Source organism: Kushneria avicenniae, assembly GCF_900112585.1.
Classification (GTDB): domain Bacteria; phylum Pseudomonadota; class Gammaproteobacteria; order Pseudomonadales; family Halomonadaceae; genus Kushneria; species Kushneria avicenniae.
In genome coordinates, this window is the sequence record NZ_FOLY01000001.1 from 442768 (window position 1) to 456898 (window position 14131).

Sequence of the window (14131 nt, forward strand, 5' to 3'; positions counted from 1 at the left end):
GCCGAGCTACTGCCGGTCAGTCTGCCGAGCCGGATGACCCGCGAGCTCTTCACCCCTACAGACGTGGCCGGACAGATGGCCTCGATCATCGCGCCGCGGCGAACCAACCAAGCCGGGCGCTTTGTGGACACACTCAAGGCGCGAAACCGGAATCCCCACGGCTGGCCAGGCGCTCCAGCAGGTCGATGACCACGCGTACCCGGGGTGGCAGAAACGCGCTCTTCGGCCAGACAGCATGAATCGGCAGCTCGCAGCCGTCGACGTCTTCCAGCACCGGGATCAACCGGCCGTCGTGCAGATACTCGCCGACCAGCCAGGTCGGCATCTGGATCACGCCGCAGCCAGCCAGTGCCGCCGCCAGCATGCTCTCGCCGTCGTTGAACTGGTGGCGCACACGCAGGGCCTGACGCGTCACTTCCCTCTCTGGCGTGTGAAAGACCCAGCTGGAGGTCGCGGCGCGCGGCGGCCCCACGATGCAATCGTGGTAGCGCAAATCCTCGGGTGACGCGATCGCGGCGCTCTGCCCGAGATAGGCCGGCGCCGCACAGGTCACCAGCCGCTCCGTTCCCAGCCGCCGGGCGACCAGGTCACCGTCATCGTCCAGCTCGCCGATACGCACGGCCAGATCCAGACCTTCGGCCACCAGATCGAGCGTGCGTTCGGTCAGCGAGACGCAGAGATCGAGCCCCGGGTGACATCGGGCCAGCTCGAACAGACTCGGCAGCACATGACGTCGGCCGAACGCGGCCGGCATGGTGATACGCACGCGCCCAAGGGGATCGGCGACATCGGAGGCCAGCGCGGCCTCCATCTCGTCGAGCTCGCCGATCGCCTGGCGACAAGCGCCCAGATAGGCTTTGCCTTCGGGCGTCAGCGAGATCTGCCGCGTCGTACGATGCAGCAGCTTGAGGCCGATGCGGGCTTCCAGCCGCGAGACACTCTTGGCCACGCCGGAGGGCGTCATCCCGAGCGTTCTGGCCGCCGCGGTGAAACTGCCGGCCCCCGCCGAGGCCACGAACGCCTCGATCCCCGAGAAGCGGTCACCAGCATTCATACCTGCGCCTCCACCGTTTGCGATCCCGGGACGACGACCGCATAGACTCGGCCGCTTTCTTCTCTGCGACGCCGCTCGTGACATCGACCGTGACATCGATCACGACAAGCAAGCTGTACCACGCTGCCTGTTTCGCCTGTCTTGCCATGGATCGATTCGATCTGCGCGTACATCATGTCATTCCCTGGTCGATTCTCGCCGATGCAGCACCAGCGCCGATCTGCGGGGCCCATCATAGCGTCGGAGCCAAGTTCCGAGACGCTCGCCGCCACACAACTTTCGTCGCAAAGCATTGCCGACTTCCAGGACAAAGGCTTTTTCCCGCCATCCCGATTATCGATCGCCACGGTTGCGTTAGCCTTCCCGGTGGCCTCTCGTGCCGGGACGGGAAACCCCAGCCGGCATCGCAGCACCCCCTCTCGAATCAGAAACCATCGGGTACCCGACAGCGGAGGGGCCTTGCGGGTCGACGACCGATGGCGCAAGCAAGGAATCATTATGACAAGGGAACCTTCGGGACCGGCGCGCAAAGCCGTCGCCCTGGCCGGTATCGTGCTGTTCGCGATCGGCCTGGTACTGGCGATCGGCGGCGCTCGCCTCGCCATGCTCGGCGGCTCGCTCTACTACGTGATTGCCGGCGTCGTGCTGGCACTCTCGGGCATCCTGATCTTCCAGCGTCGCCCTTCAGGCGCCGTGCTGTTCTTCGCCTACTTCATCGCCACCCTGATCTGGGCACTGACCGAGGCGGGTCTTGCCTACTGGCCGTTGATGCCAAGATTGGGCATCCCACTGGTGCTCTGCGTGCCGGTGCTGCTGTCGCTGCCGACGATCTTCCCCGGTCGCGCCGGTATCGGCAGGCCGGCCGTCACGCGCACGCTGGCCGGCGCCACCGCAGTTTTCTGCGTCGTGCTGATCGGCTTCGCCTTCCAGCCCCATGGCATGATCACGCCCGATGACGACGCCCCGGCCGCCGAGGCTGGTGGCAACCTGGCGCAGCCCCAGTGGGATGAATGGCGCAGCTATGCCCAGTCGCCCACCGGCGTACGTTACTCCCCGGCCAATCAGATCACGCCGGACAACGTCGACGCGCTGGAAGTGGCCTGGACCTTCCGCACCGGCGACGTCCCTCAATTCCCTTATGCCGACCAGGCCACGCCACTGGAAGTCGGCGGCGTCGTGTATACCTGCACGCCAAGCAGCCAGGTCTTCGCACTGGATGCCGACAGCGGTGAGCCGATCTGGCATCACGACCCCGAGTCGCGCACCATCAGCACCCACCCGCGCTGCCGTGGCGTCGGTTACTTTGACGCCGACACCGCGGACAACCTCGTGCCGCGCGACGCAGCGGCGGCCGGCGTATCGATGACGCCAGCCATCGACGAACGACTGGCCGATGCCAGCTGCACGCAGCGCATCCTGCTGACCACCAACGATGCCCGCCTTCAGGCCATCGATGCCAGCACCGGCGAGCTCTGCGAGACCTTCGGCGATCGCGGCACGGTGGATCTGCAGCTGCATCTGGATAACCCCGAGCCGGACTGGTACACCGCCACCTCCGCGCCGGCGGTATTCGGCAACCTGGTGATCGTCGGCGGCTGGGTCAGCGACGGCATCCATCGCGGCGCCGAACCCTCGGGCGTGGTGCGCGCCTTCAACGTGGAGACCGGCGCCCTGGTCTGGGCGTGGGATGCCGGCGACCCTGACACCCACGGCCTGCCCGAGGATGGCGAATACACCCACGACTCGCCCAACATGTGGTCTCACCCATCCTTCGATGAAAAACTGGGCTTGCTGTACATGCCGGTGGGCGGCACCATACCCGACTACTGGGGTGTCGGCCGCAACCCCGAGTCGGAGAAGCGCGCCACCTCGGTTGTAGCGGTCGATATCGCCACCGGCCACGAACGCTGGGTATTTCAGACCGTCCATCACGATCTGTGGGACTACGACGTCTCGCCGACGCCGGCACTCTACGACATTCCTGATGGCGAGGGCGGCACGATTCCAGCTCTTGCCCAGGCGACCAAAATGGGCGAAATTTTCCTGCTCGACCGTCGCACTGGCAAGCCCATCACCGAGGTCGAGGAAGTTCCGGTACCGCAGACCGCCGTGCCCGATGAGCATCCCTCACCGACCCAGCCCGTGTCGACGGGCATGCCGAGAATCGGCGGCGGCTCTCTCTCCGAGACGGACATGTGGGGCATGACCCTGTTCGATCAGCTGGCCTGCCGCATCAAATTCAATGAGCTCCACTACAAAGGCTCCTACACACCCACGTCGACACAGCAGACGCTGCACTACCCCGGCGTGCTGGGCGGCATGAACTGGGGCGGTGTATCGATCAACCCGACCAAAGACTATCTGCTGGTCAACGATATTCGCATTGGCCAGCTGGTCGAGTTCCTGCCGCGGGAAGAGGCCGATGCCTTCGAAGCCACGCATTCGGGCGGACAGGAAGAAGGGCTCGACTACATGCCGGCGCGCAACACGCCTTACGGCATCAATCGCGAGCGCTTCGTGTCACCGCTGGGCGTGCCGTGTAACACACCGCCGTTCGGCACGCTGACTGCGATCGACCTGAAGACCAGGAAGATCGTCTGGCAACGCCCGATGGGCACCGTTGAGGAGACCGGCCCGCTGGGCCTGCGCACTGGTCTGCCGATTCCGCTGGGCATGCCGACACTGGGGGGTTCCATGACGACGCAGTCCGGACTGGTGTTCTACGCCGGCACGCTGGACTTCTACCTGCGCGCCTTCGACATCGACACCGGCAAGGAGGTCTGGAAGGCCCCGCTACCGGTTGGCGCCCAGGCAACTCCGATGACCTACACATCACCGGAGACCAGCCGCCAGTACGTGGTGGTGTCCGCCAGTGGCGCCTCCGGCTCCGCCGAGGTCGGCGACTACGTCATCGCCTACGCTCTACCCGAGTAACCCGATCTGCGAGCCGGCGCTCTGCCGGCTCGCCTCCCTCATATCCATTCAATCCGCCATAGGCTCGGATAACGACCTGTGCGCTCCGCGAACGACAGGCGCAGCGGTTGCATCTCGTCAGCAGACAGCTCCAGCGTCAACGCATCGCCATCAAATCGTGTGATTCGAGCCTCGGCAAGCAACGCCAGGGGCAGCGTCGGTGTCAGTTTCGTCCAGTCACTCATTGCGTTGCGACCGAGCAGCTCCTGGCCTATTCGATCCGTCGTCCCACAGGCGGCGAGAAACCCCAGACGTGCCACGGCGGCCCTCAAACGGTTGTCGGCGAAACTATCCCGGTATTCACGCGCCGGGTTAGGCGCAACCGGCGTCTTCTGCAGACAGCGAAACACGGCGTTACCGTCGGCATCGAACACCACTTCGGCGCGATATTCGATGATCGCGCCACCGAGGCTACCGTCCGACTGGGCAACGCGATAGTCGATCTCCATGGCCACCTCGGCGCTGTCCGCATCAAGCATCTGCCACTTCAATGCGTGAATAAAATGAGCGTCCTGCTCGTTGGGGACCTGTTGCAGCCATTGTCCCAGCCTGTCTCTTCCCGCCGCCAGCAGATGTGTGCCGGCATGCACCAGGCGTACTTCTGGCGTAAACAGCGCCAGATGCTGCTCGACGGGTTCGGTCTCTCCTTCAAAGAAGGCAAACCAGCGGTGGGCAATATCGCGAATGGCGTGCTCGCGCATCAGGTTCAGGGCGCGCTCTTCCATGGAATTCTCTCCTCGCATCAAATGACCGGCCGTTCAGGCTCCGGCATGGTCTACCGAGCCAATCAGTCTAGCGAGTCAAGGCCCTCGCGATTATGGCTTGACAGGATATTCTAAGCATCTTTCGAGCCAATTTATTCACCCATAAGACACAATCATACTGCACGCCGATCACATTTTTGGACGCGGAGCGCCATTGGCTCCGCCGTTTCGGAGAGCGCAATGAAAGAGAGTCACACGCCACTGTCCGTGCTTGATCTGATTCCCATTGGTGAGGGCTTCACGCCCCGCGATGCGCTGACCAACAGCACACGACTGGCGCAGGCCGCCGAACAGGCCGGCTTTCTGCGCTACTGGGTGGCCGAGCACCACAACCTGATCGATGTTGCCAGTGCGGCCACCTCAGTGGTGCTCAGTCATATCGGCGCGCGCACCTCGACCATCCGGCTCGGTTCCGGTGGCATCATGTTGCCCAATCACCCGCCGTTGATGATTGCTGAGCAATTCGGCACGCTGGAGTCCTTCTACCCCGGCCGCATCGATCTGGGGCTGGGACGCGCACCGGGTACCGATGGCGCGACGCTGAGAGCACTGCGCCGCGACCTGACGGCCAGCGGCCTCGATTTCCCGGAGATGCTCACCGAGCTGCAGGGCTATCTGGCCCCGCTGAAGCCCCAACAGCGTATCAAGGCCATTCCGGGTGCCGGCCTCGACATCCCCCTGTGGCTGCTGGGCTCCAGCACCTTCAGTGCCCAGCTCGCGGCCGAGCGCGGCCTGCCGCTGGCCTTCGCGGCGCACTTCGCGCCGGATGCCATGTCGGCGGCGATCGCCACCTACCGCGCCCACTTCAAACCCTCGGCGCAGCTGGATGCCCCTTATGTCATCGTCTGCGTCAACGCCGTGGCCGCCGAAACCCGGCGTGATGCCGAGCACCTTGCCACCACGGAGCTTCAGAAGTTTTACAACCTTGGACGCGGTGTCGACACGCTGCTGCCCAGACCGGTCGAGGACATGGATCGACTGTGGCATCCGATGGAAGCGCGCCAGATCCGCCATCAGCTACGCGAGTCCGCCTGGGGCACCGGCGAGCAGGTGAGCCAGCAACTGCGCGACCTGGTCCAGCGCACCGGCGCCGATGAAATCATGATCAACTCCTGGATTCATGATCCCGACGCCCGCATCGACTCCCATCAGCGTATCGCCCGCGCCTGGTTTGGCGACTGACGCGCTGCCCTTCAAACGATACAAGGCCCGGTCTATCCGGGTCTTTTTCTGCCCCTTATCCCGAGTAAGTTACATGAGCCGACTCATCACCCGCACCGCGGCGCTGGATCTTTTACACCGTTTCACCCAAAGCTGGGCCGACAACGACTGGACAGCGCAAGAGGCCTTTATCAGCGCGGAGGTTGCACTACGCAGCGACCACAAGGGCCATCACCAGGGGCGCGACAGCGTCATTGCCCGGTTCGAGGAAGACGCTCGAGATGACCAGCGCCTTGCCCTTGCCACCACCAACCATTACGTCACCGCCGACGGTCAAGGCCACGCCATGGTCAGTGCCTACGGCTACGGCGAGCTGTCACAGCCGCCCTCGCAGTCACCGGTCACTGCCTTCGGTCTTGTCATGCGGCTACAGCTGACCTGGTGCGGCGAGGACTGGAAGATCGACGACATTCTCCTCAGCGTCGTCTGGGCCGAAGGCGAAACGCAGCGCCTGGCCGGCTGGACATTGCCGCCGGGACAGCAGGGCTGGCGGCCGGGCGATGACGCACCGGTGATGGTCAGCGAACTCGATTCGCCCTGGGTTGCCATGCCCGACAATCGAATTCAGGCCAGCGAAGAAGAAAAAATTGCCGAGACCTATTCCCGCTACGCCTGGGGCATTGATCAAAACGACATCACTCTGTTCAAAAGCACTTATACGCCAGCCGCGCGCGGTCTTTTTCCACCGCTGGGGCCGCTGAACGGTCTGCATGAGATCGTGGGGTCGCTGAAGGCCTTTCGGCGCCTGTGGCCCTGGATGCAGCACCACGGCGAACCGTTGAAGATCACGCTGGCAGACGATGGCCAGAGCGCCGAGATGTGGGTCGGCCGCCGCATTCCCGGGCGTTGGGTGGATGATGACGGCCAGCGTCTTTACGGTGCCCACTATCGGCTTGAACTGATCAAGGAGGACGGCCTCTGGAAGTTCAGCTGGAGCGAGTACGTGCCCGGCTGGTTCGGCGATGACAACATGCCGTTCACCTCGTAAGCGATATCGGCGTCCTATCGATCAATACCACGAAAAACCCCGCCCTCAACACAATGAGTCCGGGGTTTTTGCAAGGTACAAAACGCATGAAGACATGAAACGTGTGTCAGTCAGCCTGCGACGGCCACACCACATCGAGCTTCGAATAAGCGATGCGCCATTCGCCGTCCACCCTTTGATACCGGTCGTGGTAGAGACCAAGCAGCAGCAGCGGATTTTTATCGACGCGCCCCTCATCATCGGTTTTTGATGCCGTCTCGAAATCGATCAGATAGCACTGCCCCTCGGCACTGTCGGCGCCGGTCAGGCGAATCTCGTGATTGGCGATGACGTGTACAAAGGGGTAATGCCCGCGCCCATCGCGATCAAACTGACGATAGGCGTCGCGCAGTCCTGCCTTGATCGCCTCGAGACCTTCCATCGCACCGACGGTCACTTCAAGCGAGGCGTCTTCGGTAAACACCCGGGACAGTCCGTCGATATTCCCACTGTCCAGGCAGCGGGAATAATCGTTTCGAAGCTGTCGAATCGCCTCGCGATCCAGAAGTTCGACAAGACGCGCCTGCTGATCATCATTCATGTTCATCAGGCCTCTTCCTGTTCGACGCCGGCCTGCTGTTCGGCCCAGGTCGGGTAGTCGGTATAGCCTTTGGCGCCGAGCAGACCGTAGAAGGTCTCACGATTGGGTTCGGCCAGCGGGTGGCCATTTTTCATACGATCGACCAGATCCGGATTGGCAATAAAGGGCCGTCCCATGGCGATCAGATCCAGCTCATCGTTGACCAGTGCCTGTTCACCACTGGCCTGACCGAAGCCGCCAGCGGCGATCAGGGTCCCGGTCCAGGTTTTGCAGAACTGGGCGGCGAAGCCATCGGGCATCTTCTCGGCCCCCAGCGTCAGCTGATCGCTCAGGTGAACATAGACCGGACCGCGCTTTTCCAGCTCGGCAGCCATGGCGACCCAGGTTTCGGCCTCGCCATCGAAGGCTTTCAGATCATTGAAGCGACCGAACGGCGAGACACGGATACCAACGCGCCCGGCCCCGACTTCCGCAATGACCGCATCCAGCGTCTCAAGCGTGAAGCGCAGACGATTATCGATTGAGCCGCCATAGCGGTCGTCACGATCATTGAGCTCGCCGTTGATGAACTGATCGAACAGATAGCCATTGGCGGCGTGAATCTCGACTCCGTCAAAGCCGGCATCGATGGCGGTACGCGCTGCCCGGGCGAAATCTTCAATGATGTGCTCGATATCTTCGATTTCGAGTGCCCGTGGCTGGTCCGGGGCGATCGGCCCCGGCTCGCCGGTTTCATCGCTGATGGCAAAGGCCTTGGCATCGATGGCCTGACGAGATGTCGGCCCGACCGGCTGGCCGCCGTCCGGCTGGAGCGAATGATGCGACACACGACCGACATGCCAGAGCTGAGCGAAGATGCGCCCACCATTGTCATGAACGGCGTCCGTCACATGACGCCAGCCTTCGGCCTGGGCGGCGTTGAACAGCCCGGGCGTGTAAAGAAAACCGCGCCCCTCTTTTGAAACCGGCACGCCTTCACTGACGATCAGTCCGGCGCCGGCGCGCTGGGCGTAATACCGCGCGGTCAGTTCATCCGGGATTTCGTTCTCGGCACGGGCGCGTGTCATCGGCGCCATGATGACGCGATTGGACAGCGTGATGTCACCCAGTGTGTAGGCTTCAAAAAGTTTCTGACTCATCAAAATCTCCTGCTTGAGATGTCTAACCGTCAAATCGGTTGATCGATTCGTGTGGGAAAGTGAGGCAACACATCGCGCACCAGATCATCCAGCAGCGCCCGATGCGGTCGCTGACTGATCTTCGGATTGAGCGCCATATGCTGTATGCCGGCCTCGCGGGCCGTGGCCATGAACTCCGCCAGCGCTTTGCTACCGGTGCGAAAACCGGCGGGAATCTGCTGCAATGGATGATCACGATCGGCCACCAGATCCAGAAATCCGGCAATGCCGAGTGGCTTGAAGGGGCTGTCGGACTGCGGCATGGCCACGTCACGCCACTGCTCGGCAAACCGTGTCAGGCGCGAAAGCGGCGGTGATGGCGCGATGTGGCCATCGAGGTGTTCGGCGATCCATTCGGTCGACTGCTGCGCGCGGCCGATGGCAACCGTTGGCGTATGTTCATGCGGCGGTTTGGGCAGCATATCGAGCGTCCCTTGTGACCGCCCGAAACGGGCAGAGTCAAAGGTCGGGTAATCTTCCTCGATGACGGCGCGATATACCTCGAAGGCGTCGCGAAAACGCTCGCCACGGCTGTCAAAGTCGATATCAAACAGCGGATACTCTGTCGGTCGGTCCCCCGAGGACAGTCCCAGCAGCATGCGACCGTCAGTGAAGTGATCCAGCGACGCCACCTGTTTGGCCAGCAGCTTCGGCTCGCGCAGCGGCAGTACAATGCCGGCCGTCCCGAGCGCGATGCGTCGGGTTTCCCGCGCCAGCGCCGCAATGTAGGTCAGGGGTTCGAATACCTGACCGGCATCACCGTAGCGCGGGTCGAAAAACGGGATGTCACGCATCCAGAGCGCGCTCAGCCCCGCCTCGTCAGCTTCCCTGGCGCGCGTGAAGTGATCCTGCAGAGTGGGTGCCGGCGCGTTGGGGTAGGTCTCCAGCGGCATGATCAACCCCAGGGTCACCTCTCCGGGCTCAAAGAGCCCACGATATCCCGGATGTTTGAAACCTGCTGGGGACCTTGAGTCCGAACGCAGAGCGGTAGTGTCGGTCATGAGCAAATCCTCCTGACCGCACACTCTAGACACTTCTGGTTGCGCTATAATCGGGCCGCAAGGATTTTCATTACGTCGTGGAGTTCCATAATGAGCATATCGCACTCACTCGATGGGCTGATCGAATTCACCACTACCGTTCAGCTGGGCAGCTTCACTGCGGCGGCGCAACAACTCGGCATGACAGGGTCTGCGGTGGGCAAGAGTGTCTCCAGACTGGAAAAAAGGCTGGGGACCAAGCTCTTCCATCGCACGACCCGACGCCTGACGCTCACCAACGAGGGCAACGAATATTTTGACACCGCCGCACGTGCGCTCGGCGCTCTCGAGGATATCGAACAGACGCTGGCCACCCGCCGGGAAGCCCCGGCCGGCACCGTCCGCCTGGAGCTTCCCGGCGCCTTTGGCAGACGCCATGTGCTGCCGCTTTTGAACGAGCTGTCGCGGCGTTTCGATCAGCTCGACTTTTCGGTCATGTTCAGCGAACGCACCGCTGATATTGTCGCGGAGGGTATCGATCTGGCCGTGCGCATCGGCCGTCTGGATGACGATGCCGATATCGTGGCGAGCCGGCTGGGTACCCAGCGACTGGTTATCTGTGCCTCTCCTGACTGGCTGGACAGGCATGGTCGCCCGGAGACGCCGGAGGCTCTGATGACATATGACTGTATTGTGGGCTGGAAACGTCACGATCAGCCGAGCTGGTTGCTGCGTCACGGCGATGGCCATCTGGTCTCTCAAAGGGTTCATGCCCGCCACGAGTTCAGCGATGGCGAAGCCATGGTGTCGGCAGTGCTTGCCGGCGCGGGTCTGTGTCAGCTGCCGACCTGGCTGATCGCCGAGGAACTGGCGACCGGGCAGCTCGATACCGTACTGGATGACTACGCAGGGGCAGAAATGCCGATCCACGTCCTGTGGCCCACCAACCGCTATTTAAGGCCCGGCGTTCGCACGGTCATCGAAGCCCTTAAAAAGGCGGCAAGAGACAATCGGGAATTTGGCATGTGATCCAGGAGTCGTATGGACCTATTCGGTCAACACCTGCCTCCTGAATCAGAGCACGTGAACGCCTCGGATCAGCGACTGGAAAAATATGAAATCAGCGCCATCACAAAGGGAAAAGCTCGGCATATTGACGATATACCGAGCTTTTCATGAGCAACGAAGATACCCGCAAGCACAGGTTTTACGATTATATCGTCGGTAGCTGACTGACCAGGCCGCCAGCATGATCGGATACTCAAACACACGAATACCGGTCACATGGCAGGTGACGTTGGTCATCACGGTCGGCACACCATCTTCTCCAATGAGTAGTGGCAGCACATCACCTCGATTTCATACCGAGTTTAATTGCAAACATACAAGGAGGGGCACAAGGAGTCGTCCTGAATAGCGTGTTTGAGGATGACGCTAGAGGAAAGAGGTTTGCTACAGACTGGGCGCCATCAGGGCTGAAGGATATGTCAGAGGACGTACAAGTAAAGCAGATGGTGCGGAAGGAGAGACTCGAACTCTCACGCCTTGCGGCACTGGAACCTAAATCCAGCGTGTCTACCAATTCCACCACTCCCGCGAGTGCGAGGTATTGTACGCATTGCGCTACATCCGTCAATCAGCGGCAGGGAATCAGTGTCGGATTTGCCGATTGTCGGGCAAAGAAAAGCCCCTCACGAGGGAGGGGCAAAGAAACCCAGAAGGATGTCTTGCACTATCTCTGACTACGACACTCGGAATTGGTTCCACAAGTCGTGAATTTATCCGGAAAATCGTGTCGGGACCGGCATGGCGCGCGTTCCTGCAGATGCCTGCAATGTTTGGGTCAGGCTTAAATTGATGTGGACCTGGCCCATTTATCTATACAGACGAACCTGTACAGCTCATTACAGTGTGCTAGAGTCCGCACCGCATCGAAGGCATGGAATGCCGCCGATGGAGGCATCGGTTACCATCCCCTACTGACAATGGAAATGTCATGACCCCTACAGGCTATCGCGGTGGGCCGCGTTGTCCCGAGTGCAACATCACCCTTTCCTGGCCGGTCCGTACACTGGATCATCATGAGCTGAGATGCCCCAACGGGCACTACATCTGCACCATGCAGGAGTTCCGCCAGGCAGCCTATGAGCTTGCCATGGCCGAAGAAGTGCAGCTCCATCGTATCGGCATGACGCGCAAGGCGGGATAGCGCTATCCTCATAAAAGGTCATGCCCGACAACAGGAGTATTACCATGCGCCGTCATCGCGTTGGTCTTCTTTCATTGTCTGCCGTCTTGATAGTGGCACTGGGCATGTCATCAGGTGTCGGCGCCTCTCGAGAGCGCGCCGGTAGTGAAGCCCAGCAGCGCTTTGAGCGTGCTCAGCAGAATTCACGCATCCAGTCCCGTGAATCCAGCATCCATCGACAGCAATCCGTTCTGCGTAACCCGCAGACCAGTCCCGGCGACCGCTCGCTACAGCAGCAGAGGCTGCGACAGTCACAGCGTGAGCTGCAGCAGGAAAAGCGTGATTATCAGCAGCGCAATACGCTTTCCACGCCGCGCCCATCCGGGACAGATCGCAACAATGATGGTAGCCACCGCTAAGAGACTGTCATGACCTGCCCCGTTATCAAAGGAGTGTCACTGATGACCAGTCCCTGCTATCCGGAACATCACACGCCATGTCAGGCATGGGCGTCACGCTGGGTAGAATCCTTTCTGGCCAGTCCCGATGAAGCGTGGAACACGTTTGAGTCCGCCCATCGAACTGCCTTTATTATTTTGCGGGCAACCCGTCCCGGGATGGGTGAGGAGATCCTGATCGATTCGCTGATTCAGGCGCAGATGGTGTCGTGATGTCACAGCTGGATAACAAGAAGGCCGTGGAATCATCGGAAGAAACACTGCCGATGGGGTATCGCTCGCTGCGAGATCCGCTGCCGTCCAACCGGCGCTACCGCAACGTGCTCTGGTATGAACGTTTCAACTGGCTGGCCCTGACGCTTTTCGCGCTGTTCAGCCCTATCGTGCTGGCGCTGGTGATCGGGCATATGCAGAACATCCCCATGCCCTTCTCACTGCCCGATTTTTCGCTACCCGAGCTTCCCTTTCTGCGCTGACAAGCACGTCAGACCAGTGCAGATCTACCAGTGCAGGCAAGCGTTGATATCGTCAGCGACTGTCCGCCAGCGGTAGTGGAGAAGGATGCTTGCCGCTCTCCCAGCCCAGGCTTCTGGCCGTCTGTATTGCAAACCAGCCCAGCGTTTCGTTGAGGGTTACGACGTCTCCGACAACAATCAGAGTGGGTGGCGCCGCCTTCAGCCCCGCCAGTCTGCCCGGCAGGTCTTCAAGGGTGCCGGTGTGCAGTCGCTGCCTGGCGGTGGTGCCCTGCTCTACCAGCGCGATGGGCGTTGAAGCCGACAGGCCATGCTGAATCAACTGCTTGCATAGCGTGTCCAGCGTCCCGAGCCCCATGTAGAACACCAGCGTCTGGCCAGGGGCCGCCAGCGTCTGCCAGTCAAGATCGCAGGTACCGTTGCGCAGATGCCCGGTCACAAACCGCACGGACTGGGCATGGTCACGGTGTGTCAGCGGAATGCCCGTATAGGCTGAAATACCCGTGGCCGCCGTAATACCGGGAACGACCTCAAAGGACAGCGCCGCGGCCGCCAGCGCCTGCAGCTCTTCCCCGCCACGACCAAAAATGAAGGGATCCCCTCCTTTCAGACGCACCACTCGGTAACCGCCACGCGCCCAGTCCACCAGCGCCTGATTGATGCCCTCCTGGGGCACACTATGGGCCGATCGCGCCTTGCCGACATACAGACGTCGCGCCTGCGGATTGGCCAGCGCCAGAATTTCCGGACTGACCAGCCGGTCATGAATGACAACATCCGCTTCCTGAAGACGCTCCAGCGCGCGCAGGGTCAAAAGCCCCGGATCGCCCGGGCCGGCACCGACCAGCGAGACATGACCGCGCCGCAGGTCATTGGCCTGCTCGGGCGCCAGCGCCTGAGTGCGTGCCGGCAGTCGCACGGTAGAAAGCTCCGGACAGGTCGGCACGTAGACACCGATGCGGTGCTGATGGGCGATGGCGGCCCAACGCGCATCCTCATCCAGACTGCCGGTTGCCACGATCCAGAGCTGTCCCGTCTGTGGCATCTCCGCCACACAGTCCCAGCCCTCTTCACGCGCCAGTGTGGTCAGCGCCGGCATTCTTTCACCATGCAGGGTCAGGGCCAGCTCCAGCCCGCGAAACTGACGTGCCAGCGATAGCGCGGCCTGACCGGCGCCGATCAGATGAGCATCAAGATGTCGGGGGTCCACCTGAAGAGAAAGCAGTTCCATAAGTGCCCTGAGAATTATCGTTATCGCCGCAATCACGATGCGC

At 61.7% G+C, this 14131-nt stretch carries 14 protein-coding genes and 1 tRNA gene; 8 read left to right on the plus strand and 7 right to left on the minus strand.

The window, feature by feature from the left end; all coding sequences use genetic code 11:
* Positions 1-133: 133 nt before the first annotated feature.
* The gene (locus BM079_RS02110) at positions 134-1054 is read right to left on the minus strand and encodes a LysR family transcriptional regulator (protein ID WP_090130326.1); all 921 of its coding nucleotides are present in this window, start codon (positions 1052-1054) and stop codon (positions 134-136) included.
* Positions 1055-1552: 498 nt separating this feature from the next.
* On the opposite strand from BM079_RS02110, the gene BM079_RS02115 reads away from it, so the two are divergent.
* Entirely contained in the window at positions 1553-3988 is a 2436-nt protein-coding gene (locus BM079_RS02115) for a membrane-bound PQQ-dependent dehydrogenase, glucose/quinate/shikimate family (protein WP_090130328.1), read from the plus strand.
* A 38-nt stretch (positions 3989-4026) separates the two neighbouring features.
* On the opposite strand, the gene BM079_RS02120 is transcribed toward BM079_RS02115, so the two are convergent.
* Positions 4027-4752: a hypothetical protein gene (locus tag BM079_RS02120; RefSeq protein WP_090130330.1), complete on the minus strand. Its 726-nt coding sequence runs from the start codon at positions 4750-4752 to the stop codon at positions 4027-4029.
* Between the two features lie 219 nt (positions 4753-4971).
* Here BM079_RS02120 and BM079_RS02125 point away from each other — a divergent pair, with 219 nt between their 5' ends.
* Positions 4972-5973, plus strand: a complete 1002-nt coding sequence (locus BM079_RS02125) for an LLM class flavin-dependent oxidoreductase (protein WP_090130332.1) — start codon at positions 4972-4974, stop codon at positions 5971-5973.
* Between the two features lie 73 nt (positions 5974-6046).
* Positions 6047-7000 carry a nuclear transport factor 2 family protein gene (locus BM079_RS02130; protein ID WP_175489561.1) on the plus strand — a complete coding sequence of 318 codons (954 nt, stop codon included), beginning with the start codon at positions 6047-6049 and terminating at the stop codon, positions 6998-7000.
* A gap of 106 nt (positions 7001-7106) precedes the next feature.
* On the opposite strand, the gene BM079_RS02135 is transcribed toward BM079_RS02130, so the two are convergent.
* The 3 genes from BM079_RS02135 to BM079_RS02145 are packed head-to-tail and all read right to left on the minus strand — an operon-like array spanning position 7107 to position 9759.
* Positions 7107-7586 carry a nuclear transport factor 2 family protein gene (locus tag BM079_RS02135; protein WP_217639626.1) on the minus strand — a complete coding sequence of 160 codons (480 nt, stop codon included), beginning with the start codon at positions 7584-7586 and terminating at the stop codon, positions 7107-7109.
* Complete coding sequence (locus BM079_RS02140) at positions 7586-8719, minus strand: alkene reductase (protein WP_090130336.1); 1134 nt, start codon at positions 8717-8719, stop codon at positions 7586-7588. The genes BM079_RS02135 and BM079_RS02140 overlap by 1 nt, the downstream gene beginning before the upstream one ends.
* Before the next feature lie 29 nt (positions 8720-8748).
* Positions 8749-9759, minus strand: coding sequence for a TIGR03571 family LLM class oxidoreductase (locus tag BM079_RS02145; RefSeq protein WP_090130339.1), 1011 nt, complete (start codon positions 9757-9759; stop codon positions 8749-8751).
* A 90-nt stretch (positions 9760-9849) separates the two neighbouring features.
* Here BM079_RS02145 and BM079_RS02150 point away from each other — a divergent pair, with 90 nt between their 5' ends.
* A complete protein-coding gene (locus BM079_RS02150) occupies positions 9850-10767 on the plus strand; it encodes a LysR family transcriptional regulator (protein WP_090130341.1) in 918 nt (305 codons plus the stop codon).
* 483 nt (positions 10768-11250) lie between these two features.
* On the opposite strand, the gene BM079_RS02155 is transcribed toward BM079_RS02150, so the two are convergent.
* Positions 11251-11335, minus strand: a tRNA-Leu gene (locus tag BM079_RS02155).
* Between the two features lie 399 nt (positions 11336-11734).
* Here BM079_RS02155 and BM079_RS02160 point away from each other — a divergent pair.
* From BM079_RS02160 to BM079_RS02175, 4 genes are read left to right on the plus strand one after another with little or no spacing between them, the layout of a single operon-like run.
* Entirely contained in the window at positions 11735-11947 is a 213-nt protein-coding gene (locus BM079_RS02160; protein ID WP_090130343.1) for a hypothetical protein, read from the plus strand.
* 44 nt (positions 11948-11991) lie between these two features.
* A complete protein-coding gene (locus BM079_RS02165; protein WP_090130345.1) occupies positions 11992-12345 on the plus strand; it encodes a hypothetical protein in 354 nt (117 codons plus the stop codon).
* 42 nt (positions 12346-12387) lie between these two features.
* Entirely contained in the window at positions 12388-12597 is a 210-nt protein-coding gene (locus tag BM079_RS02170; RefSeq protein ID WP_090130347.1) for a hypothetical protein, read from the plus strand.
* Positions 12597-12860 carry a hypothetical protein gene (locus tag BM079_RS02175; RefSeq protein WP_090130349.1) on the plus strand — a complete coding sequence of 88 codons (264 nt, stop codon included), beginning with the start codon at positions 12597-12599 and terminating at the stop codon, positions 12858-12860. Before BM079_RS02170 ends, BM079_RS02175 begins: the two co-directional genes overlap by 1 nt.
* Positions 12861-12912: 52 nt before the next feature.
* Here BM079_RS02175 and cobA read toward each other — a convergent pair whose 3' ends face one another.
* Complete coding sequence (gene cobA, locus BM079_RS02180; protein ID WP_175489562.1) at positions 12913-14088, minus strand: uroporphyrinogen-III C-methyltransferase; 1176 nt, start codon at positions 14086-14088, stop codon at positions 12913-12915.
* Positions 14089-14131 lie beyond the last annotated feature (43 nt).